Origin of the sequence: Pelotomaculum propionicicum (assembly GCF_048984525.1) — a bacterium.
Classification (GTDB): Bacteria; Bacillota; Desulfotomaculia; order Desulfotomaculales; family Pelotomaculaceae; genus Syntrophopropionicum; species Syntrophopropionicum propionicicum_A.
Genome location: NZ_JBMGJC010000003.1, coordinates 186363 through 209269, shown reverse-complemented (window position 1 = coordinate 209269; position 22907 = coordinate 186363). Strand labels below are relative to the sequence as shown.

Here is a 22907-nt window from a genome sequence, read left to right as displayed (position 1 = left end):
TTTTTTGTTTATTCAGCCAGCTTCTTTATCATCCTCAACATTTCGAGGCGAATCCAGCCGCTGAAAGGTTTGATCGCCGCCCAATAAAGTGAAAACGGTATTTTGGCGCTGCGACCGCAGCACATAATTCTGGTCTCTGTGGAAAGCCTCAGCTCATCACCGTTTCCTTGTCCTATGTAAAAATTCCAGGCTGATTTACAATACCCGTTATTCTTAAACCTGACAAAGTCTTCCATGCTTACATTCCGGACTATGCCGCCGGACGGCTGCCAGAACCTGCCCGCAAAACCCATTACAACCTCTTTGTTTTCAACTTTTTCGAGAAGGATAAAACCTGAATTTATCATGTCTTTAATTGATAATCCAAGTGACGGCTGCTTATTTAACTTTCCTTTAGATACAAGGCCGTAGGTGCCCCGCATTTTTAACAGGTTTTTAATAACCTTTGATTCAGCCATATCAAGCTGCCAGAACGCTTCATAAACTTTCTCCGGCGTTGAATCAACAGTGATGCTGTGTCTCTCCACAAAGTGATATTGGGGCAAATAATAATCCAGCTTCATCAGTTTTCACCTCCGGATTTCTCCAGCGCTACTTTTGCTTTATAGCGTGAATAATTAAAAGACTGCCAGGGTTCGGCTTTGGACAGCCGCTGTTTTTCCTGCAGCAAATAATCCTTAACCTGGCGGGAAATCTCCTGGTTGTTGTCTTCCGACAGGCGGACCATATCCGGTATTGCGTCATAGGACAGCGTGCGCAGGTAGTCGATATCGATCTCACCCGTCCTTACGTACCTGTCGATATTGCTGCGGACGATGATCCTGTCCACATTTATAAAATTGAGGACTGTATAAAACGCCAGGGCAATTACAATATAGGCTTTGATTACCGGTATTCTTTCAAGCCAGACGCGGCCAAGGGCAATCACAAAATATACAAACAACATGGCCATAAAGTAATGCACAAAGACACGCAGGTAGGTAAGGCCGCTGGCTTCCTCATATAAAGACATCTTGAAGTGGGCGGAAAAGAGCATGTTCAATGAAAATAGAACCAGGAGGCCCAGGCAGCAGCGGACAGCCAAATCAGCTCCCCGGCTTTTCTTTTCAACATATTTGATGCTGCCCAGCAGTATACTCAGGTTTATTACAGCCACGGCAACCAGCTCAAAGAACCCCCTGCGGGCATATTCCGCGTAGGTAAAACCGGCGGGCAGCAGGTGGCCTTGGCCGCCATACAAGTAAGAGAACTGTATTATTGAAAAAAAGATGTACACGAGATTAATCACAATTAAAACGGTGAGTACTATGACAGGGTCAAAGGCCGCCTGCTTCGCCTCGGCCCTGGCTGCGGCCTGGGGAGGCTTGCTATAAAAACTCCAGGTATAGCTGAAAAGGTAAACAAAGACCAGCAGAATGATCAGACCATGCCTGGCGGCGGGTCTCAGATCGATGAACTCCCAAAATCTTGAAAAATTGTTCAGGTAATGATTGAACACCATGTCGGCGGAAGACAGCAGCGGCAGTACAATCAGTAAAATCGGCACGCAAATCAACAGTCCTGCGGCAACCTTCTTCACAGTCGGCATACCGCGGCCGCTTTCCTTTGGCTTTAATTGTTCCGCTAAAAATATAAAAGGCTTGGGGAAGTTTTCGAAAGTCAGTGGAACAGCCCGCCTGACAATGTGACCGATTATACTCAAGTCCGACCAGGAAATATTATTGTTGGACGCTAAAATCGTATGTGCGGCAAGCAGCACCGGTATCAGTAAAAAATTAAGCGCCAGCAGCACCGGGTTGGAATAAATCGCAAAGGCAGAGGCCAGCAGAAACACCGGGATCAAAACAAACCAGCCAAAACTCTTTTTCACCGATATGGTTTGACGCGTGCCCCACCAGAAGAGGCAGAGTAAAACAAGGACATAAACCGGATATGATATCCCGGGTTCTTTGTCATAAAATAAGTAATCAAAAATAAATCCCGCCGCAAGAGCTAAAAATATCAACTGCAGCTTTTCTTTTTTCTGCCCGTCTGTCACTTCCATAATACCCTCCCTGTTTGCGGTTGAAAAAGATAGCAAAATTTAAATAGGGTCCCTGCCCCGGCCTTAGTCCAGTTTTATTTGGCGATGCTTGTCACGGCAATCTGCCTTGCCGGTTTTCTCTTCCCCCAGCGCATGCCCGATAAAACCCCGTACCGCCAGCCTCACCTGTTTCCTCGCCTCAAGCAGCGGTTCACGTACTTCTTCCGGCATTTTTGCCAGCGCTCTTTTCTCCAACAAGTTTTTGAGCCTCTGCAGGTCTTTGACCGGGCACTCATCACATGTCCTAGCTGTCATTGTTCACACCTCCGAATCTAATTTTCAACACACCCGACTCCAGTTTGGCGCCCAGCGCGTCCCGCCCCAGCAGTATGCGGGGCAGGAGGATATTGCGCTTGTAATCTCCCACCCTTACTGTCAGCTCGTCACCTCTTTGGGAGAGCGTAATATCTCCTTTTTCCGCAAAGGGCAGTGCCATTTCTAAAACATACCCGTCACCATCCTGGCTGAGCTTCTGCGACTGCCCGCGGTAGAAGAACTGCTCGGGTGGCTCCTCCCCGAAACACTCCCCGCCCATTTTTTCCAGAGCTGCGAAGCCTGCCACTTCCTGCCTGAATAACGGAACAGTGAACACTGGGATGGGGCTGAACTGATCCCTGATATACTTCAGGTATGAATGCTGCAGCTCACCCCATTTTTCAAAATACCGTCCCAGGTCCACATCGGGCAGCAGGCGGTTGACGATCACGGCGTCTGTATAGAAGCCATACAGGTTCAAATACATAAAGCTCCTCTCAGCTTCCCGGATCACCATTTTCTCGGGGTTCACCACTATCCTGACCGAAGTGATTTCCTGGTCGGTCAAAAGGGCGTGCATTTCACCGAGTTTTTGAAACAGCTCCGCGATGCTGTCGAGAGTGTCATCACCGGGCAGGGGCACCCCTAAAAGTGGCCTGGATATTGGCCGGGCAATTTTGATCAGCGTTTTTTGGACCGGAAACATCTTTTCCAGCCACCAGCTGAGGACAGCGGGAAAGCTGAGAAGCCTTAACGTCTCGCCGGTGGGGGCGCAGTCGACGATCACGACATCATAATCGCCCTTCTTGCAGTGGTTGAGTATTTCCAGCATGCTGAAAAGCTCCTCCAGGCCCGGGAAAACGACCAGCTCTTCGGCGGTGATGTCTTTAATGTTCTGTGAGATGAGCAGCGCGGATAAATAGTCCTGCACCTTGCCCCATCTCTTTTCAGCGCTGAGCAGGGTGCTGATTTCCTGAGCCCACAGGTTTTCACGTATTTTTTCTGGTTCATTTTTTAACCTGAGGTCAAGAGAGTCTCCCAGGCTGTGCGCGGCGTCCGTGCTCACCACAATGGTCTTTTTCCCCGCCGTGGCTGAGGCCACAGCGGTTGCCGCTGCCAGGCTGGTCTTGCCGACGCCTCCCTTGCCGGTGTAAAGAATTACCCTCATTTTATAACTCCTTTCCCTTCTCCCTAAGTTATTACGCCTAACATAAAATCCCGCCGGCCAATATTTCGTATGTCGAAATATCTAAGCAAAAATTTTTAATGTCCTACCTTTACTCTATTTCAATTATCCTTCTTAGCGTCGTCTTCTCTTCCGCTGCCCGCTCATCCTTCTGGAAACCCAGGACTAATTTGCGCAGCAGTTCTAGCGCTGTTTCAAACTCTTCAACTGTGAGAATACCCCGTACCCTGTCCAGATTAGAATAAAGGAGTCCCTTTAAGTCACCAATCACTTCCCTGCCGCTTTCAGTCAGGATTACTGTCACGACCCTGCGGTCTTCCTCGCTCCTGCCCCTTTCCAACAGCCCTTTTTTTACCAGGCGGTCGACAATCCCGGTAGCCGTGCTCATCGGCACAGACATGCCCTGGGCCAGGCTGCTCATGGTAACAGGCTGGTGCTTCTCAGACATCATTAGCGCTAAAAGTTCAAACACGGACAGAGATAATTTCAGCCTGATCAGTTCCTCGGGGAAAATCACTTTTTGAATGTTATCAAGTACATATTCGTATAACTCTTCGTTGCTGTACAAACACCACACCCCGCAAATATATTTCGTAATACGAAATATCCTAGATACAAAATATCATGTTAAAAATTTTTTGTCAAGGTTGTAATGAAATTATATTGTAAATTGAGGTCGCAGACAATGTCTCCATGGTGTTGAACCATCTTGGCTTCCGTTTGAGTTATTGAAAGTGGGCTGTGAGTAGTATATACCGGTATTATTTGTCTTTCCAGTTCCACCACTTGAGCAAGTCGGGGTTGTGGGTATCGGCGGAGGCGTAATATACCGCGCAGCGAAAAACATAAAGCATGCAGCGGTCCACTTTCGTGCCCTTCTGGCAGCAGTGCCGCAGGTACATTTCTTCCGGGTCCTGATTTTTTAGTTCCCCAATGGAACGATAGCCCAAATGATATAGATCAAGGGCGACCGCCCGGCCAACCCCCGGTATTTGCCGGAACTGCTTCAGGACTGCTTGCCTGGCTTGCTCTGACATGCTAAAGCCCCCCGGTCAAAATAAAGTACACCGTACTAATAGCATCCGCCCGATACTCTTTATTATTCCCTTCTCAGGGCCTCGATGGGGTTCAGCCTGGCCGCCTTATTGGCGGGCATGAGGCCGAAAACCACACCCACGGCTGCGGAAAAGGCGAAGGCCAGCAGCGCCGTCCACCAGGAAACCAGGGGCGGCCACTTGGCAATCTTGGCGATCAGGTAAGCCCCGCCTGTGCCCAGGGCCATGCCGATCAGCCCTCCCAGCAGGCATAAGACCACCGCCTCGATCAGGAACTGGACCAGGATATCCCTGCGCCTGGCGCCAAGGGCCATGCGGATGCCTATTTCCCGGGTGCGCTCGGTAACCGACACCAGCATGATGTTCATTACTCCGATACCGCCTACTAGTAATGATATCCCGGCAATAGCCCCGATGACAAGAGTCATGATGCCGGTTATTTTATTGGCTGTCTGCATTTCCTGTTCCATGCTCTGGCTGGCATATTTGCCCGGATCGTGGTGGCGCCGTTCCAGCAGTTTCACAGCCTGGCCCATAGCCTCGTTCACTTTTTCCTTGGCGGATGCGCTGCCTTCCAGCATACCGATGTGATCTCCGAACATTACCTGCCAGGTCTGGATAGGGATGTACACACTGGGATTTTCACTGAACCCCAGTGCTGATTCGCCCTTTGCAATCACGCCCACAACCTGGAAAGGGGTGTTTTCAAGAGTGATTTTACTCCCCAATGCTTGTGACCTGCCGAACACTTGGGCTGCCAGGTCCTCGTCAAGCACGGCCACCCGGCGCTTGCCGTTGTCGTCATCATCTGTAAAGAAATGGCCCTCTTTCATGTTCAGCTTTCTGATATATGAATAATCAGATGAAACTCCTGATATCTGGGAATATTTATTGTCCTTTGTCCCCCTTATGTCACCCATGGTCTGGCTGCTGGGGGAAAGGTGGGTGACATCAGGGACCTTATCCTTGATCACTGCCACATCACTTAGGCTAAACTCCCGGCCTGTGATCTGTTTGTCGCTGCGCCAGTTAATATAAATGGCAAAAATATTTGTGCCTATCTTTTCCATCTCCGACATCAGGACTGCCCTGCCGCCCTGGCCGATTGCCACCACCGCGATCACGGCGGCGATGCCGATTACAATGCCCAGCGTGGTCAGGAACGAGCGCAGCTTGCTCACCATGATGCCTTCCAGGGCTACTCTAATGCTCTCCAGCAAATTCACCGCGCCACCTCCCCGCTGTCAGCGCGGCTGCCTTGCTGCCCCGTTTGTCCGGCCAGGTCCGCGTTTACCATAGCGCGCAGCGGTTCGGCGACAGGCTCGTCATCCAGCAGGCGGCCGTCCCTGAAGTGGAGGATCCGCGAGGTGTGCAGGGCGATATCCCGCTCATGCGTCACGATTACAATGGTAGCGCCGCCCCTGTTCAATTCCTGGAAAATGGCTATGATCTCCTCGCCGGAGCGGGTGTCCAGGTTCCCGGTAGGCTCGTCAGCCAGTATAACGGCAGGGTTATTTACCAGCGCCCGGGCTATTGCCACCCTCTGCACCTGGCCGCCCGACAGCTCGCTTGGCCTGTGGTGCATTCGTTCCGCCAGGCCGACCTTTGCCAGCGCTTCCTCCGCCCGACTGACCCTTTCACGGGGGGCCACCCCGGCATAGATCATGGGCAGTTCGACGTTGCGCATGGCGCTGATACGGGGCAGCAAGTTAAAAGCCTGAAAGACAAAGCCGATTTTCCGATTGCGGATTTTCGCCAGTTCAGCATCACCGATGCCGCTGACTGCCATGCCGTCCAGGTGGTAAGAGCCCAACGTCGGGGTATCAAGGCAGCCCAGCAGGTTTAAGAGGGTGGATTTGCCTGATCCGGACGGGCCCATTACCGCTGTGAACTCTCCCGGCTTGACGGTTATATTAACGTCTGCCAGGGCAGTTACCTGGTGCGCTCCTCTCTGGTATACCTTGCACAGATTTTTTACCCTGATCATTGGGCGCCGGCCTCCCCTGCGGCCGGTGACATATAGTTCACCTCTGTTACCCTGCCGCCGTCCTTTAGCCCCTCCGGAGGGCTTACAATGACTGTTTCACCTTCCGACAGCCCTGACGTTATTTCTGTAAACAGCGCCGTATCGACCCCGATAGTTACTTCCTTTAATTTCGCCACCTTGTCTTCAACCACAAAAACCTTGGTCATACCTTCCTTTTCCACAATAGATTCGTACGGCACCACCAGAGAACTGTCCAATTCGACCGTTGTTATGCTCAGGTCAACAGTGTAGCCTGGACGCAGCCCCTCGGCGTCACCCTCTATCTTTACGATAACCGGCACTTCGATCTGGCTGCCCCGGTCTGTGGTCTTGGCTGCCGCCACGGCGCCGGGAGAAACACTCTGCAGTATGCCGCCGTACTCCCGGTCTGGCTGCGCCGCGGTGGTAACCTTCACTTTCTGCCCGGGCTTCAGCTTGCCGCTGTCGGCCTCACTCACTCCCGCGGTGACCTCCAGTTCCGTGGTATCTCCGATGGTGATCAGCCGCGTCCCAGGCTGGAGGTAATCGCCCAATGCCACTTCCACCGCGGTCACCACGCCGTCCATCTCAGCGCGCAGGACCGTTTTGCTAAGTTTGTTCTCCTCCTGTTCCAACCGGTAACGGGCCTGTTCGATCTGGGCATTGAGGGCGGTCAGCTCATGGCCGACCGGACCGGACTCCATTATTTTCAGCTTTTCCAGGGCAATGCTGTATTGCGCTTCCTTGACAGACATGTCCAGCTCAGCCTCGTCATACTCCTGCTGGCTGATAGCCCCCTGCTCGTATAAAAGCTTCTGGCGCTCAAAGTCTTTCCGGGCGTTTGTGTATTCCGCCTCAGCCCTCCGGCAATTTGCCCTTTCCTGGGCCACCTCCTCCTCTCTGGGGTAGATGGCCTTGTTTAAGTTTGCCTCCGTGGCGATAAAATTCGCCTTGGCCTCGTTGTAATCGTCCTCGATTTCCTCCGGGTTGAGCAAACCCAGGACCTGCCCCTTGCTCACCCGGTCGCCGGGCGACACGTTGAGCTCCATCACCGTGGTGCCGCTAAAGGCGTAAAACTCCTGCTTGGCACGGAGCCTCACCCTGCCGGCGGCGAAGACGTTATCCTGTATGGGCTTGATCTCAGCTGTAGCGGTTTTAACAGGAATGCCCTGGTTTTTGCTTTTGGCCGCACTAAAAGCGGCGACAAACACAATAAGGCCGAGGACCAGCGCCCCGGCAACCATTTTTTTTCTTGAAATATTCCGCAGCTTCTGCAAGTTTATCCCCAAAACACAAGCCCCCTTAACACCAGAAAATTTTCTTTTATATAAAACTTAGACGAACCGGCAGCTTATTTTGTTTCACTATTTTTTTAAACAATTAGCCAGTTGACAAGATTTAAAAAAGCTGCCTTATATATAAACAATTTAAGACAACTATTTGTGACACCCTGTTAAATTATATAATACTTACACCTTATTTCGTGATAAAATTGTTCATTATATGTAATAATTATGTTTGCAATACTAGAAAGCGGGAGGGCCTTATGAAACACACCTTTTTATTTGAAGAAGGAGTCTGGATCTCACAGGGGACTTATTACGACGAAAACAACAATAAGTTAAATGTTGAAGGGCGGTCCGAAATAACCCACAAAAAGAAGCTGTGGATTAACAAAAGCAGCATGACCTTGCCGGGAGACAACCCGGTAGTATTAAGCAACGACTACGAAATTGCCCCCTTTGTTAATGATGTGACCGGGTGGAAGTCGGTCAACCCGGGGCTGGGGACGCTGATAGGCAGGTTTGCGGTGATTGATGACTCTATTCTTTCCCTGTACAGCTCCGAGAGCGGCGAATACTTCGGCACCGAGTTTTTAACGCAGGTCAGCGAGTCGGAGTACATCGGGAAAGGCGTTTTATACAGCGCCGCGGGCAAGGTGTCTTCCTGGTCTGTCCGCCTCGAAAAAGTGCCGGGCTAAGCCTGAGTGGAATCAAAAATCAGGGGAGTCATACCCATTGCCAGCTTTTAAAACCATTTCCGTTTTTTAAAGTAGGCGCCCATGGACACCACGATCATAATCATAATCAGCCAGACTGCGGGATAACTCCAGCGCCATTCCAACTCCGGCATGTATTTAAAGTTCATTCCGTATATACCGACTATGAAAGTCAGGGGAATAAATATTGTCGCGATCATGGTTAAGACTTTCATTACTTCGCTGATCTTGTTATTTGTACTGGAAAGGTAGATGTCCAGCATCCCGCTGATCATATCGCGGTATGTTTCCACTGTGTCAATCACCTGGATCGTATGGTCGTAAATATCCCTGAGATAAATACCTGTGGATTTCTCGATGACCGGCGACTCCCCTTTCTCGAGCCCCGCTATGATTTCTCTCAAGGGCCACACCGACTTGGCCAGGTAGATCATGCTTGTTTTTAAATTGTGGATTGATTTTAAAGTAACAGGCGAAGGGTTGGTAACCAGCATTTCTTCCAGGATCTCTATTCTTTCACCCAGGTTCTCAAGCACCACAAAATAGTTGTCGACTATTGAGTCCAGCATAGAATAAAAAAGGTAATCAGCCCCCATATTTCTAAGGCGGCCCAACCCGTTCCTGATACGCTCTTTAAGCGGATCAAAAATCTCATCCTCTCTTTCCTTAAAAGAAAGGACATAATTCCTACCGAGGACTAAGCTTACCTGCTCCCGGTCTATCCTATTTGTTTTACAATCAAAAAACAGCATCTTCAGGGTAACGAAAATGAAGTCACCTAAATCTTCCATCTTGGGGCGGTGGCCGGTATTTAATATGTCTTCTAAAAGGAGGTGGTGCAGCCCAAAACCCCTGCCTATCTTTTCAATAACCTCTGCCTGGTGCAGGCCATCAACATTAATCCACAACACACCGGGCTTATCTTTATGCAGAAGATAATCATCATCTGTCTCCGGCGCTTGTTCCTGATAACTGTTTTTATCATATCTGATTAATGTAACTTTTGTTGTGGCGCTTTTTTTCTTACCCGTATGAATCATAATTCATTCCCCCTTTTTTAAGCCAGCCAGAATATTTCTTCCAGAGGCATCTTGAAAAACAAGGCTATTTTTAAAGCGAGAGCAACAGACGGCTCATATTTGCCGTTTTCGATGGCCAGGATTGTATGCCTGGTGACCCCTAACGCTTCACCCAGCTGTTCCTGGGTCAGGTCATTCATTTTGCGCAGCATCCTCAATTTGTTTTGGACCTTAACCACCATTTATACCACCTGTCGCCCCAATGTTAAGCTTACATTACATATTGTATAGTGCGCTTTACATTTTGTCAATACGATTAAAGGGCGTCTAAGTTAAGTGCGGTTAAACTGAAAGCAGTCCTTATAGTCAGGGCCATCGCGGTATCATTTAACTAAAAAACGTGTCAAAAGAACCGTCCCCTTGACACGCTTTAAGATTTGACAAAGGTCATACTGAGCGGCCGCCAGTTCTTAGCCGCGAAGCAGCCGCGCAGTACTCCGGCCTGGTAAAAGATATCGTCCAATAAGTGATAAAAGATGAATAAAAGAAGAGGCAAGGAAGGTTTCTTTATTGTAAAGTCAACAACGGCTGGCAGCAAAAGAAAAGCCAAAAATATGAGGGCCAACCGGGGATCGGTAAAAAGCGCGGCTGTTATGACAGGCAGGGAGTAGTAGCGGGAAAAATGCTGGCAGTAGTGATACAACCCCGCGGCCTGGGACCTGGCCACAGCCGCTGTCACCTGCGGGAGACCGGCATTATATCCGGCTTTTTTTATGGTTTTCCACTTGAGCGCAGATTGCCAGATAAGGTTCAGCACAGCCAAACCCGTGCCCGCCGCCAGGGCTGTCAGCGGGCCGGACAGCAGCCAGGCTGCTATTGCCGCCAGCGCGGTCAGGCCGTTGCCCGGAAAATAAACCAGCCTTCGCTTTTCGCCGGGATGCCTGGCCTGCAGCATGGCTTCCGACTGCCCGTAATCGTATCTCCTCTTTAAAAAGGGCAGGAGCCCGGAACGGTGGTGGTGCTGCACAGACCCCCCGGGTATATAGTATATATGGCCTCCGTTTTCAAGGAGACGCCAGCACAGGTCAACATCTTCGCCCACCCGCAAGCGCGGGTCAAAACCACCGGCGGCGGTGAAAGAATCTTTTTTGACCAGCAGGTTGCAGGTGGCCAGGTAAGATAAAGAACTGCCCTTCCTGACTTTTCGCTGCCGCTGCCCCATCATCAGCGGTGACTGGAATTGCTCATACCTGTCCAGGGGCCGGGTTAAACCGGCAGGCTCAACCCGCCCTCCGGCGGCGGCCACATCCGGATACTGAAAACATGGGACCAGGGCCCTCAGCCATCCCCTGTGGGCAAGGCAGTCATCGTCCAGAAAAGCGATAATTTCACCTTTGGCCAGCTTCACCGCCTGGTTTCTGGCAGCTGCCGGCCCTCCGTTTGTGTCCAGCCTGACCACCCGCAGGGAAGGTCCGTTGTACCCGACCTCTACCGGTAACGGAGAGGCGTCATCAACAACAATAATCTCCATTTTTTCCCGCGGGTAATCCATGTCGAGCAAAGATCGGACGCAGCCGGCCAGCATTTCCCGCCGGTTATAAGTGGGGATTACCACGCTCATCCGGGGCAGCGCTTCATCCCGCAGGCCGGGAAACAGCCTGGTCAGGATGCCCGAGTTTTCCAGACCGGCGGCAAAGTCCGCTGTCCTCCCGCCCGCCGTCTCAGGCCCGGAAATCTGGCCGCATAATATTTTGACAGTCTTCAGGCCGCCGGAACTGAGGCGAATTATCCTTTTGGGGCAGGCAACGGATAATATTCCCCCGTCCCGCCCGTCCTGTTCCTGCAGGGTTACTCCATCCGCCAGGCGGTACTGCTGCATGTGACACTTACAGGTTAGCCCGGATGAATTGATAGATCTTCTCCGCCAACTCTTCCGGCGTGCCTGTGACGACCTCCCCCTGTTTTCTCATTTGTGCCCCGGCCAGGATTTGCCTTATCCGCTGCTCAGCCGGCAGCCGGGAATCCGGTGAGGCCAGCCCTACTGTTACCGGTACGGGAGCTTTGACTGTGATAGAATGGATTTTAGCCCCCCGGCTGCCGCACCACTCCGCGGCCAGGCCGAGGCCGGCCAGGTCAAGGCAGGGCACTGTCGACGTAAAGGCTGCAACCAGTTCGGGCAGGCCGGCAGCGCAGGGAGAGATATCTCCCTGGCTTTCCAGGGCCAGCACCGCCGGCAGTTTAACGATCATCCTCGCCCGCCTGCCTTTACCCAGGCGCCTGACTACCTGGGCCCGGCCCTCTTCCACCTTTTCCAGAATAGTCACACCGGGCACATAAGCCATGCCTGAGCCGGCCGCGATCACTCCCGGCAGCATAGAGTTCAACTGGTCCAGACACCCGTCCCCGCACAGGAGCAGGTCCGGCTTTAGATTTAATACGGCGGCCGCAAGCGCCCTGCCTCTGCCCAGCTCGTCCGCACCGGCCAGGTCGTCGTCCCAGATCCTCAGCGCTTCCTGAGCTCCCGCCGCCAGGCACCAGCGCAGGGACTCCTCCGCTTCCGGGCCGCCGAGGGAAATCGCTGTTACCTGATGGCGATCATTACTGTCAAACAGGCCGAGCCCCTGCTCCAGGGCTTGCCAGTCAGCCGGGTTGAAAATTGTCGCCATCCCCTCAGGCAGCGGAACTTCACCGTACGGCCCAGGCGGCAGCGGTACCCGGCAGTCTACGGTGTTTCTGATCAAGACCACTACTTTCAGTATTGTACCCCCCTTTAAGCGGACCAAATCAACTGAAGCGGAAGCTAACCCCACAGCCGCCCCTGGGGTAACGCCAGATCAGGGCGCCCTGGTCACAGATTAGCAGACAGGTGCCGCATTCCAGGCAGGCCTCGTAGTTGAAAGCCACCCCGTCCTCCGCGTGGGGCAGGTAGCACTGAGCCGGGCAGGCAGTCAGGCAGGCCCGGTGGGGGCAGTTAAGGCATTCTTCACTGTTGACCAGGATATGGGCCTCCCGGTCCAGACGGTAGCGGTTGTGTCTTAAACGTACTGAAACATTCACCATAGCCAGGCCCTCCCCATCTGGTAGCCGTCTTTTGCCGCCTGCCATAAACCAATATCCTGATCCAGGAGTTTTTTAACCATACCGGCCAGCTTCGGGTGACCGGCGCCGTCGACGGTAAACCACCGCTCCAGCGTCCGGCACACAAACGAGGGGTAGTATTCGTACAGCCTTTCGTTCAAAAGCATCCTGGCCGCTCCCTTATACCTTTTCAAATCCTGGAGCACGGAACTCTCTTTTAATCTCGACTCGTAGCGGGCCATCATCTTTTCACTGAAATCTCCGGCTTCAAAAGCATCGATTATTGTTTCGGCCGCCAGCCTGCCGGAGGTGACGGCCGGATTTACTCCTTCCAGGAACAATCCCCCCGCCAGCACCAGGCCCGCCGCGTCACCCGCCACCAGCATGCCGCCGGTGTAAAGCCGGGGGACCATTTTTGCCCCCGCTTCTGGTATCAGGTGAGCTGAATATTCCAAAAACCGGCCGCCTTCCAGCAGGGGAGCGATGGCCGGGTGGCACTTAAAGCTGTCCAGGGCGTCATAAATGGTGGCCCCGCGCGCTTTCAGGGAATGGACCTGGGCCACGACGCCGACAGACAGGCTGTCCCTATTGGTGTATATAAAAGCTCCCCCGTGCAGACCGTTGCCCATCCGGCCCAAGAACTCGCTGGACAGCCCTTCGTTTCCGTTCAGGCTGAACCTTTCCTCCATGGCGCGGGGCGGCAGCTGGATAACTTCTTTTACTCCCAGCGAAAACTGGTCAGGCGCAAACGCCTGGCGGAGACCCGCCTGACGCGCCAGCAGGGATACCGCACCGTCGGCCGCGATCACGGCCCTGGCCCTGATTTCGCCCCGCTCCCGGCGGACTCTCACCCCGGCCACCTGCCCGCCTTCGCGGATAACGTCGTCCACAATGGTCTGGTTGAGCAATAAAACTCCCGCTTTTACCGCCTCACCGGCATACCAGCGGTCAAATGAAGCACGCTGCACCACAAACCCGTTGTAGGGTGGATTTTTAAAAGCAGAGGAGTTAAAGTCCAGTGATACCACCGAATCTTCGCTTAGCAGGGAAACAATTTTCCGGTTGACAAACCTTTCCACCGGCGCCCTGTTATAAAATCCCGGCACTATTTCATCCAGCACCCTGCTGTAAAGGACCCCGCCAAACATGTTCTTGGCGCCCGGAAATTCACCCCGCTCGATCAGCGCCACTTTATAGCCACGGCGGGCTAAAAGCAGCGCGGCGGTCGTCCCGGCCGGTCCGGCTCCGGCGACAACTACGTCAAATGTCTGTTGGCTCACGCTTGTCCCTCCCCAGCGAACGGAGTTTTTCGGTCAGCAGGGGCACAATTTTTTCGAAATCTCCCACCGCGCCGAGGTCGGCCACGCGAAATACAGGCGCCCCGGGGTCGTTGTTGATGGCCGCAATTTTTCCCCCTGCCACCCCGGATATATGCTGCTGCGCCCCCGATACCCCGACAGCCAGGTATAAAACCGGGTTAATGCTCCGGCCGGTCTGCCCTATCTGCCTGTCCGGGGGGATCCAGCCCGCGTCGACCGCCGGTCTGGTCCCACCCAGCGGCGCGCCGGCCGCGCCCGCCAGTTCAGCCACCAGGCTGAGGCCATGCCGGCTCTTCACTCCCCGGCCCGCGCCGACCACGATATCCGCTTCCCCGATATTCATTTCAGCGGCCGGCACAGCAAAAGTTTCAAGCAGGGTTAAGGCCGGCTCCACCCCGCCCCCCACCGCCAGTTCAACGGCTTCGATCTCAGCCGGAAGGCCCGGTTTGGCGGGGCCGCAATTTACATCGGCCATTACCAGCACGTTGGGGCTGCCGGTCATTTCACAGACCATCTGGTACTGGCCGTTGTAAACATTGACGACGGCTTCTGTTCTTTCACCGTCCAATTTCACCTGGACACATTCGGACAGCAGCCCGGCGTCCAATTCAGACGCCAGCAGGGGCGCGGTTTCCCTGCCCTGCAGCCCGCCGGGCAGCATAATCAGGGTAGGCCGCCAGGCGGCGGCCAGTTCCAGCAGCACAGCGGCTCTCTGCCCCGCGGAGTAATAGCGCTCCTCCGGTCCCGGCACCAGGAAGACCTTCCCTATGCCGCAGCCGCTAAGCTGTTCGAGGGATGTCTCCGCGCAGAGGCTGAAAAGGACCGCCGCAACCTCACCGCCGGCGCGTCCGGTAAGTTTGCCCAGGTTTGCGCACAGGCGCAGGGAGGAAGCGGTGATATCTTTACCGTTATGCTCCAAAACAAGCAGGATTTTTCTGTCCATAAGCCAGCCCCCCTATATGCTCCGCCCGACTTTGAACCCGTCATAGATGGCGTGTTCCACCCTGCGGGGGGCCAGGCAGTCACCGACGCGGTATATTTCAGGGACCTTATCTTTAATCTGGTGGTATATCTCTTCTCTCGGCCTGGGCTGCCCCACCAGGACGACAGCGGTTATGCCGGCCAGGACAGCCTCCTGGCCGGTGTAGTGGTTAAACACGGTAACGGAATTTTGCTCTATCGATTTGACAATACTGCTGGTAACCACCTCAATGCCCTGGTCCAGGGCTCTCCTGTACCATAAAGGGAGGTCCATGGTAGGCATCAGGTCCTGCCCCGGGTAGAGCCCCGGGGTCAGCAGCGTCACTTTTTTACCCAGAACGCTCAGGTATTCGGCAGTTCCGGCGCCCTGGTGAAAACCGGTGTCGTCGACTACCAGCACCCTGTCTCCCTGTATTTCATGGCCCGCCAAAACCTGGTAAAAGGTAAGCACGTGGGGCAAACCAGCGCCCGGCAGGTAACAGGGGCCGGCTTGTGAACCAGCGGCTACAACCACTGCGTCGGGCTTCTCCCTTTCCACCAGTTCAAGTGTCACTTCTGTATCGAGTAATATTTTCACCGGGAAATTTTCCATCTCTATGGTCTGGTTGCGGACCACATCGGAAAACTCCTCCCGGTTGGGCAGCCTGGCCAGCAGGTTAACCTGCCCGCCGAGGGAACTCTCCCGTTCGTACAATGTAACCTCGTGGCCCCGGCGGGAAGCTTCCTTGGCGGCCTCCAGCCCGGCTGGCCCGCCCCCGATCACCATCACTTTTTTTAGCCTGGCCGGCCTGGTTATGTTGTTGCGGCCAAAATTCTCCTCCCTGCCGGAAGCGGGGTTCTGCAGGCAGCCCAGGTCTCTGTTCAGGCCTGTTCTGGCGGCGCAGCACTGGTTGCAGGCGATACAGTGCCGGATTTCTTCCGGCCGGCCCTCCAGCGCTTTGCCGGCAAACTCCGGGTCACAGATCTGCCCCCTGGCAATGCAGACAAGGTCTGCCTGGCCCTGGGCCAGGACCCGCTCCGCCTGAGCCGGCGAATTAATACGGCCGGATGCAAAGACGGGCACATCTGAAACTTCTTTCAATCCCGCTGAAATATAAGTACTGTAGCCCGGGGGCAGGCTCATCGACCCCATGACCAGGTACAGGTTGTGGAAGTTCGCGATACTGGTGTTGATAAAGTCAACCAGTTTCAATTCGCAGAGGTAGGCGGCCGCTTTTTTCATGTCCTCAAAAGTCAGCCCGCCGTCTACAAGCTCATCCCCGCTGAGCCGGATGCCCAGGGCCAGGTGCCTGCCGGCAGCCCGGCGCAAAGCCCTCATTACCTCAACCGGGAAACGCATCCGGTTTTCAAAGCTGCCACCGTATTCATCCTGGCGTTTATTGGTCAGCGGTGACATGAACTGCCTGAGCAGGGAGCTGTGGGAGGCCTGGACCTCGAACCCGTCAAAACCGCCCCGCCTGGCATGTTCGGCCACCAGGCCGTAGCCCCGGATGACTTCATAAATGTCGTTCTTTTCCATCGCCTTGGGTACTTCCCTGAATAAAGGGTCGGGGACAGCGGAAGGCCCCCACACGGGCAGCCTGGAATAAGCGCCTGAGGCCTGCTGGCCGTTGTGGTTGAGCTGCGCGAATATTTTCCCGCCATAGCGGTGGACCATGCCCGTAATTTTCCGGTATCCGGGAATGACTGCCGGGTCAAAAGCATGGATCAGTTTTTCATAAGCCCAGTCGGTCGGGTGCACCGACTGCTCCTCGGTGATGATTAGGCCCGCTCCCCCCCGCGCCCTCTCTCCGTAATAATGAGCGTGCCGCGATGTGGGCAGGTTATCTGCCGCAAAATTGGTCAGGTGCGCCGGAAAAACAATCCTGTTGCGCAGCGTTACCGGGCCTACGTGCACCGGGGAGAAAAGGAATTTATAATCTACATGCAAGATAAGTAACTCCTTATATGAAAAATAGTCTTTAGATCCTCTTTCCCACCAGGTATCCCTCTCTGACCGCCGCCCCGATACCCCTGGGCGCCAGGCAGTCTCCCGCCTGGTAAATCTCTTTAAGCCGGCCGCGCAAAGCCAGGTACAGGCTGTCCTCGGGCTGGGGCCAGCAGTTGTACACCAGTGTGTCTATACCGATCAGGGCTGTCGTCTTACCGCTGAACCGGTTGGCGATAACAGCCCGCCCGCCGTTTATTTCTTTAACCTGGCAGGAAGTAAAGATCCCTTTTAAAACCGACATGCACCGCTGGTTCCAGGAAGAAAGCTCCATAGTGCCGGCCATTTTGCTCCCCGCGAACAAATCGGGCGTGACCAGGTAGACCTTTTTACCCGCGGCCAGCAATTTTTCCACAGCCCGGCCCATCAGCTGGTCCCCTGTTTCATCCCAAAAAAGGACGTTTTCTCCCGCCTGCTCAAATCCTGTTACTACCTCCCGCGCTGATACCGCAGCACAGCCTTTAACCGGGAAAGCAGGTTTATCGGTTTTAGCGCCCGTGGCCAGGACCAGGGCGTCCGGCGCCCAGGCCAGAATATCCTCCGGCAGGCACCGCTTGCCGGTGACAAGGCGCGCCCCGCATGCAGCCAGCTCCTTCTGCCAGGTGCTGATCACCCTGGCGACCTCACCGATGTACGCGCTGGCCGCCATGGCGCCGCCCGGCGCGGGCCCCGCCTCCCAGACAGTGACCTGGTGCCCGCGCGCCGCCGCGACCCTGGCGGCCTCCTGGCCGGCGGGACCAGCGCCTACCACCAGGACTTTTTTAGGCGCCCCGGCTGGTTTGATGATCATCATATCCTGGTCCGACTCCACCCCGGCCCGCGGGTTGAGCAGGCATGACAGGGGACGGCCCATGCCGTGGCGGACCTGGCAGCCCTGGTTGCAGGAAAGGCACTCCATCACCTGGCCAATCCCGCCGCCGGCGATTTTGCGGGGCAAATCAGGGTCGGCGATCAGCGCCCGGTCCATATATACTCCATCCGCCAGTTGTTCGTCGACTACCCTGGCCGCAAGCTCCGGCCGGTGTATCCTTCCCTCGGCGAATACAGGCAGGCCTGCTGCTTTTTTAACGGCGGCGGCGGCAGCCAGCGCCAGGCCGGGCTCGCTGTAATGAGTGGCCGCGGACAGATGCGGTGTATAAAGGCTCCCCACAGCGACCGTTATATAGTCGAGGACATTTAATTTTACCAGTATGCAGGCGATTTCCACCGCGTCATCAGGAGTCAGGCCCCCCCACGGCGCAAACTCCTCGCCGCACAGCCTGAGGCCCAGCAATTTGTCTGCGCCGATAACTTCCCGCACCGACTGCAGCACAAGTGTACAAAACCTCAACCGGTTGGTCAGTACGCCGCCGTAATCGTCTGCCCTGTGGTTGGTCAGGGGCGACATGAACTGCCTGATCAAAGAAAATTGGGCTGCGTTTATTTCAACACCGTCGAGCCCGCCTTCCACGGCATGGCCCGCCGCAGCGGCGAAGCCGTCCACCACTTCCAGGATGTCGCTTACTTCCATTGATTTCGGTACTTCCCGCGCCACTACATCAGGTACGGCGCTGGGCGCCCACAGCTCCCGCATGGCGGCTGACCCGTCCGACTGCAGGCCGCTGTGGTTGAGCTGCGCTACAGCCACCGCACCGTACCGGTGGACCTCCTCCGCTACCCGGCGGCAGCCGGGGACAATCTCTTTCAGATAACCGAAGAGAGCTTTTTCATAGGGCAGGTCGGATGGGTGGACCAGCAGTTCCTCCAGCACGATCATACCCGCACCGCCTTTAGCCCGCTCCCGGTAATAAGCCGCGTGCTGCTCCGAAAGCAGGTTTTTGGCCGCAAAGTTTGTGGGGTGAGATCCAAGAACAATCCGGTTCGGCAGCTCTGCAGGCCCAATCTTAATTTTATCTAAAAGTCTTAACTTAGTCGTTTTTAACCATCCCTTTTCCTCGCACACATTCGGGGTCCGGCATGTCCCAGCTGCCGTACGCCAAAAAAGAGGCGCCCCGGCAACCGCCAAGGCACTTTTCGTAGCCGGAACAATCCCGGCAGGCCTCGGGCCTGTCTGTCCGTATCTGGTTGAACAAGTCCGCCTCCCGCCACAGCCGGGACAATGGTGTTTCCCGGACATTTCCCGCAATCAGGGAAGGGTCGTTTGTAAAAGGACATGGATACACGTAACCCTGCGGGTCTACCGAGCAGGTAAGCCTGCCCGCCCCGCAGAAGCCCAGGCCGGGCAAGGGGTCTCCCAGGGCTGAGAGAAAAAAGAACGAGTCCCCGGTGGTTACCTCCGGATGCTTTTCCAACCAGCGGTACAGATGCCGGTACTGTTCCTGGTCCGGCGCCATCTCCCGCCACCGCTCCCTGGCCCGGCCGGCCGGGCGCAGCCGTGATAACCGCAGGCCGGCGCCGTATGAGGCGGCCAGTATGAGCATTTTGTCCAGCCCGGCCACGGACTCCCTGGTCACAACACAGTTCACCGCTGTGGTTACGTTCTTTTCTTTCAGGCAGCGCAGGGCTTCAACCGCTTTTTTAAATGTTCCCGCACCCCGGATGGGGTCGTTTACGGAGGGCTGCCAGCCGTCCAGGCTGACCTGGACCCTCAGGCCTCTTGCGGCTATTTCTCCCGCCAGCGCACTGTCGATCAGGGTGCCGTTGGTGCTGAACTGGACATATATGCCCTTTTCGGCGGCATAGTCCGTGATTTCAAAAAAGCGCGGGTGAAGCAAAGGCTCCCCGCCACCGGCGTTTATATAAAATACTTTCATTTTGGCCAGGTCATCCAGGAAGTCTTTGATTTCATCCATATGCAGTTCATCAAGCCTGTTGCCGCCTCCGCCGGCCAGGCAGTGGGCGCAGGCCAGGTTACATCTACCGGTTATCTGCCAGGTCAGGCACACGGGCGCTCTCAGCCGCTCCGTCCTGATATTCCAGCTCATGGACGATTCCCATCTCCTCCAGGCGGCGCAGGGTGGTCAGGATATGTTCCCGCATCGCCTGCTCAGCGGGCGCTCCTGCTGATATCCTTGCCGCTATCTCAAGCACCGTCCCGGTCCCGGCCAGTTCAAGCAGTTCCATGGCCAGGCGGGACTTTATGAAGTGAAGCCGGTCACCGGTACGCTGGTACACGATCCCGCCAAAATCTTCGCGGCGGAACATGGTTCCGCTCGGCACGGCATAATGGCTGTTCAGATCCAAGTACGCGCTCCCCTCCCGATATGGCATTTAATCAGGCGCAGGACCAGCCGCCGTCGACCATCAGGTTGTGCCCGGTAATATAGCGGGCGTCGTCCGAGGCCAGCCACAGGGCAGCGGCGGCCACGGCCTCAGGCGGGATAAGGCCGCAGATGAGGTGCCCGGAAGAAAACTGCCTGGCAGCCTCTTCATATTCCAGGCCGACTTCCCTGGCCAGCCCGGCCACGATACTTGTGTCAACGGTGCCGGGGCTGATGCAGTTGACATGTATATTATAAGGGGCCAGCTCCTGGGCCAGGGTCTTGGTCAGCCCGACGACCCCCCACTTGGCGCAGGAGTAATGGACCGAGTAAGGCAGTCCTTTAACACCGTTCACGGAGGAGGTGCTGATAATTTTTCCGCCCTGGCCTTTGATCATATGCGGAATCACAGCCTTGCAGCCGTGCCAGACCCCTTTCAGGTTGATATCCAGCATGGCGTCCCACTCCTCTTCCCTAAGCTCGTGGGCCGCGCTTATCCCGGCAATACCGGCATTATTGACCATAACATCAATCTTTCCCAGAGAGCTGGCCGTCTCGTCCACCGCGTTCTTTATCTCGTCAAAGCGCCGGACGTCGCCGTACAGAGCCATGGCTCTAATTCCCACGGCTTTAAGCTCAGCCAGGGTTTGTTCCATATCTTCCCTGCTGGCCAGTTCATAGCTCGGGTATGTAAGATTTTTGCAGATATCGAAACAGGCGATGTCAGCTCCTTCCCTGGCCATGGCCAGCGCTGTGGCGCGGCCCTGGCCTCTGGCGGCGCCGGTTATAAACACCACTTTCCCGTCAAGCTTTCCCAATGGCAAAACCTCCCTGGTGCAGCGGCATATAAGCCTCGCACAAAGAAACTATTAAAAGTTAGTATTAAATTAAACAAGGAACTTTAATAATGAGGCACTTAAAGGGTTTTAAGAATGGGGACTGATTAGATAAATGGGGCCTGTTGTGAAGCATTATTAATTAAAAAAAGAACTCCAAAATCACGGTTGAAGGTGTTCGGAGTTTTAGGCCATGCCACTAGTAGACACCACATATCCCGTCAATGGCCATTGTCTCAATAACGATATCCTCCAGAATAAGAGGATCTTCAGTTATTTGCTCTTCCAAGACTTTCTCATCCATCTTAGATTACTCCTTTCGGCGCGTTTGTTCACGTTATACCCCCGGCATCAGCTTTGGAAGGGCTATGCCTTTTTCCGCCACGTTAATCTGCATGCCTTATTCAGGCTGCCTTCCCCGGCAGTATCTTAATATATAATTCTTCTTCAGATTATCCAATTATCCTCTTGTTAATTCGACAAATCGCGACATTTTATGACATTCATAAACTGGCCCTAGCTGTTTATAATTTCTATTTATCACAAATTAAAACCGCAGAAGTCCACTGTTGCAAAATAGTCATCAAGTGTTTCGGCCCGGCGGATGAGTTTGACCTCCCCGTCCGGTCTCAGCAAAAGCTCGGCGGACCTCAGCTTGCCGTTATAGTTGAACCCCATGGCGTGGCCGTGGGCGCCGGCGTCATGGATAACCAGGATATCCCCCGGCTCGATCTCCGGCAGGTTGCGGTCAATGGCAAACTTGTCGTTGTTCTCGCACAGCGAACCGGTTACATCGTATACATGGTCGAGGGGCCAGTCCTCTTTCCCCAGCACGGTGATGTGGTGGTACGCGCCGTACAGGGCGGGACGCATCAGGTTGGCCATACAGGCGTCCAGGCCGACGTAGTTTTTGTAGATCTCCTTTTTGTGCAGGACGGTGCTGACTAAAAAGCCAAAAGGACCGGTGATCATGCGGCCCAGTTCCATGGTAATACGCAGCGGCGCCAAACCCTGTTTGACTATTTTTTCTTCATAGGCCTTTTTAATTTCCCTGGACAGGAGGTTTAAGTCCACCCGCTTTTCCTCCGGCCGGTAGGGAATGCCGATACCCCCGCCAAAATTAACAAACTCCATCCTGATCCCGGTGGTCTGGTAAATTTCTGTTACTAAATCGAAGAGCATTTCCGCTGTGGCAATATAACTGTAAGGGTCCAGCTCATTGGAGACCACCATAGTATGCAGGCCGAACCGCTTGGCCCCCATGTCCTTTGCCATTCCATACCCTTCAATGAGCTGTTTGCGCGTAAACCCGTATTTAGCCTCCTGGGGCAAGCCGATGATCGCGTTGCCGCCGCGCAGGGGCCCCGGGTTGTAACGGAAAGAAATCAATTCCGGCATACCTGCATATCGGTCCAGGTACTCAATGTGGCTTATATCGTCAAGGTTAATAATAGCTCCGAGTTCTTTGGCCTTGATATATTCATTGGCCGGGGTGTTATTGGAAGAAAAGATGATGTTTTCTCCCGTAAGCCCCGCTTTCTCAGCCAGGACCAACTCCGCCAGTGAGCTGCAGTCCGCCCCAAACCCTTCTTCTTGGAGGATCTTCACTAAATAAGGGTTTGGCGCGGCCTTCACCGCAAAGAATTCTTTGAATCCGGGCGCCCAGGCGAAGGCAGCCAGGAGCTTGCGGGCATTATCGCGTATAGCCTTCTCGTCATAAATGTGAAAGGGGGTGGGGTATTTCTCTATTATCCGCTCAATTTCGGCCTTAGAGAAAGGTAATGCTTTGTTCATGTCTGCCTCCCGTATAAAATAAATTAAAAAATACAGCTTCTAAGCCTGCTTTTTTCTGAAACATTTCAAAATAACTTACAACAAATTTTAATATAAGCCCGCGCCCTTTT

Annotated in this window: 24 protein-coding genes; 1 reads left to right on the top strand and 23 read right to left on the bottom strand. The window is 54.4% G+C overall.

Annotated elements, in window-relative coordinates; translation table 11 throughout:
* Window positions 1-8: 8 nt before the first annotated feature.
* The 9 genes from ACOBQJ_RS04820 to ACOBQJ_RS04780 form a co-directional block, all read right to left on the bottom strand.
* Complete coding sequence (locus ACOBQJ_RS04820) at window positions 9-563, bottom strand: hypothetical protein (RefSeq protein WP_421070600.1); 555 nt, start codon at window positions 561-563, stop codon at window positions 9-11.
* Window positions 563-2044, bottom strand: coding sequence for a DUF4153 domain-containing protein (locus ACOBQJ_RS04815; RefSeq protein ID WP_421070599.1), 1482 nt, complete (start codon window positions 2042-2044; stop codon window positions 563-565). Before ACOBQJ_RS04815 ends, ACOBQJ_RS04820 begins: the two co-directional genes overlap by 1 nt.
* Before the next feature lie 63 nt (window positions 2045-2107).
* The gene (locus tag ACOBQJ_RS04810; protein ID WP_421070598.1) at window positions 2108-2338 is read right to left on the bottom strand and encodes a hypothetical protein; all 231 of its coding nucleotides are present in this window, start codon (window positions 2336-2338) and stop codon (window positions 2108-2110) included.
* Complete coding sequence (locus ACOBQJ_RS04805) at window positions 2328-3506, bottom strand: ArsA family ATPase (RefSeq protein ID WP_421070597.1); 1179 nt, start codon at window positions 3504-3506, stop codon at window positions 2328-2330. The genes ACOBQJ_RS04810 and ACOBQJ_RS04805 overlap by 11 nt, the downstream gene beginning before the upstream one ends.
* 109 nt (window positions 3507-3615) lie before the next feature.
* The gene (locus tag ACOBQJ_RS04800; RefSeq protein WP_421070596.1) at window positions 3616-4092 is read right to left on the bottom strand and encodes a MarR family winged helix-turn-helix transcriptional regulator; all 477 of its coding nucleotides are present in this window, start codon (window positions 4090-4092) and stop codon (window positions 3616-3618) included.
* 193 nt (window positions 4093-4285) lie between these two features.
* Window positions 4286-4561, bottom strand: coding sequence for a helix-hairpin-helix domain-containing protein (locus tag ACOBQJ_RS04795; RefSeq protein WP_421070595.1), 276 nt, complete (start codon window positions 4559-4561; stop codon window positions 4286-4288).
* Between the two features lie 62 nt (window positions 4562-4623).
* Complete coding sequence (locus ACOBQJ_RS04790) at window positions 4624-5805, bottom strand: ABC transporter permease (protein WP_421070594.1); 1182 nt, start codon at window positions 5803-5805, stop codon at window positions 4624-4626.
* Window positions 5802-6566: an ABC transporter ATP-binding protein gene (locus ACOBQJ_RS04785; RefSeq protein WP_421070593.1), complete on the bottom strand. Its 765-nt coding sequence runs from the start codon at window positions 6564-6566 to the stop codon at window positions 5802-5804. The genes ACOBQJ_RS04790 and ACOBQJ_RS04785 overlap by 4 nt, the downstream gene beginning before the upstream one ends.
* Window positions 6563-7873 (bottom strand): efflux RND transporter periplasmic adaptor subunit, encoded by a 1311-nt coding sequence (locus ACOBQJ_RS04780; protein WP_421070592.1) that lies wholly within the window; start codon window positions 7871-7873, stop codon window positions 6563-6565. Before ACOBQJ_RS04780 ends, ACOBQJ_RS04785 begins: the two co-directional genes overlap by 4 nt.
* A 257-nt stretch (window positions 7874-8130) precedes the next feature.
* Between ACOBQJ_RS04780 and ACOBQJ_RS04775 the strand changes: the two genes are divergently transcribed.
* On the top strand, window positions 8131-8565 hold the full coding sequence (locus ACOBQJ_RS04775) for a hypothetical protein (protein ID WP_421070591.1): 435 nt from the start codon (window positions 8131-8133) through the stop codon (window positions 8563-8565).
* A gap of 47 nt (window positions 8566-8612) precedes the next feature.
* On the opposite strand, the gene corA is transcribed toward ACOBQJ_RS04775, so the two are convergent.
* The 14 genes from corA to ACOBQJ_RS04705 all read right to left on the bottom strand — a co-directional run bounded on the left by corA (window position 8613) and on the right by ACOBQJ_RS04705 (window position 22797).
* A complete protein-coding gene (gene corA, locus ACOBQJ_RS04770) occupies window positions 8613-9623 on the bottom strand; it encodes a magnesium/cobalt transporter CorA (protein WP_421070590.1) in 1011 nt (336 codons plus the stop codon).
* Between the two features lie 17 nt (window positions 9624-9640).
* Window positions 9641-9844 (bottom strand): helix-turn-helix transcriptional regulator, encoded by a 204-nt coding sequence (locus tag ACOBQJ_RS04765; RefSeq protein ID WP_421070589.1) that lies wholly within the window; start codon window positions 9842-9844, stop codon window positions 9641-9643.
* Window positions 9845-10032: 188 nt separating this feature from the next.
* Window positions 10033-11481 (bottom strand): mycofactocin biosynthesis glycosyltransferase MftF, encoded by a 1449-nt coding sequence (mftF, locus tag ACOBQJ_RS04760; protein WP_421070588.1) that lies wholly within the window; start codon window positions 11479-11481, stop codon window positions 10033-10035.
* Between the two features lie 7 nt (window positions 11482-11488).
* Entirely contained in the window at window positions 11489-12385 is an 897-nt protein-coding gene (locus ACOBQJ_RS04755) for an electron transfer flavoprotein subunit beta/FixA family protein (RefSeq protein WP_421070587.1), read from the bottom strand.
* 1 nt (window position 12386) lies between these two features.
* Window positions 12387-12662, bottom strand: a complete 276-nt coding sequence (locus ACOBQJ_RS04750; RefSeq protein WP_421070586.1) for a ferredoxin family protein — start codon at window positions 12660-12662, stop codon at window positions 12387-12389.
* Entirely contained in the window at window positions 12656-13960 is a 1305-nt protein-coding gene (locus ACOBQJ_RS04745; RefSeq protein WP_421070585.1) for an FAD-dependent oxidoreductase, read from the bottom strand. The genes ACOBQJ_RS04750 and ACOBQJ_RS04745 overlap by 7 nt, the downstream gene beginning before the upstream one ends.
* Window positions 13941-14942: an electron transfer flavoprotein subunit alpha/FixB family protein gene (locus tag ACOBQJ_RS04740; protein ID WP_421070584.1), complete on the bottom strand. Its 1002-nt coding sequence runs from the start codon at window positions 14940-14942 to the stop codon at window positions 13941-13943. The genes ACOBQJ_RS04745 and ACOBQJ_RS04740 overlap by 20 nt, the downstream gene beginning before the upstream one ends.
* A gap of 12 nt (window positions 14943-14954) precedes the next feature.
* A complete protein-coding gene (locus tag ACOBQJ_RS04735) occupies window positions 14955-16910 on the bottom strand; it encodes a mycofactocin system FadH/OYE family oxidoreductase 2 (RefSeq protein WP_421070583.1) in 1956 nt (651 codons plus the stop codon).
* Between the two features lie 31 nt (window positions 16911-16941).
* Window positions 16942-18909 (bottom strand): mycofactocin system FadH/OYE family oxidoreductase 2, encoded by a 1968-nt coding sequence (locus tag ACOBQJ_RS04730; protein WP_421070582.1) that lies wholly within the window; start codon window positions 18907-18909, stop codon window positions 16942-16944.
* On the bottom strand, window positions 18875-19891 hold the full coding sequence (gene mftC, locus ACOBQJ_RS04725; RefSeq protein ID WP_421070581.1) for a mycofactocin radical SAM maturase: 1017 nt from the start codon (window positions 19889-19891) through the stop codon (window positions 18875-18877). The genes ACOBQJ_RS04730 and mftC overlap by 35 nt, the downstream gene beginning before the upstream one ends.
* The gene (mftB, locus tag ACOBQJ_RS04720; protein ID WP_421070580.1) at window positions 19824-20150 is read right to left on the bottom strand and encodes a mycofactocin biosynthesis chaperone MftB; all 327 of its coding nucleotides are present in this window, start codon (window positions 20148-20150) and stop codon (window positions 19824-19826) included. The genes mftC and mftB overlap by 68 nt, the downstream gene beginning before the upstream one ends.
* Before the next feature lie 31 nt (window positions 20151-20181).
* A complete protein-coding gene (locus tag ACOBQJ_RS04715) occupies window positions 20182-20985 on the bottom strand; it encodes a mycofactocin-coupled SDR family oxidoreductase (RefSeq protein WP_421070579.1) in 804 nt (267 codons plus the stop codon).
* Between the two features lie 217 nt (window positions 20986-21202).
* Window positions 21203-21307, bottom strand: a complete 105-nt coding sequence (gene mftA / locus ACOBQJ_RS04710) for a variant-type mycofactocin precursor (RefSeq protein WP_421070578.1) — start codon at window positions 21305-21307, stop codon at window positions 21203-21205.
* Window positions 21308-21543: 236 nt separating this feature from the next.
* Window positions 21544-22797 carry a diaminopimelate decarboxylase family protein gene (locus tag ACOBQJ_RS04705; RefSeq protein WP_421070577.1) on the bottom strand — a complete coding sequence of 418 codons (1254 nt, stop codon included), beginning with the start codon at window positions 22795-22797 and terminating at the stop codon, window positions 21544-21546.
* Between the last annotated feature and the right edge of the window lie 110 nt (window positions 22798-22907).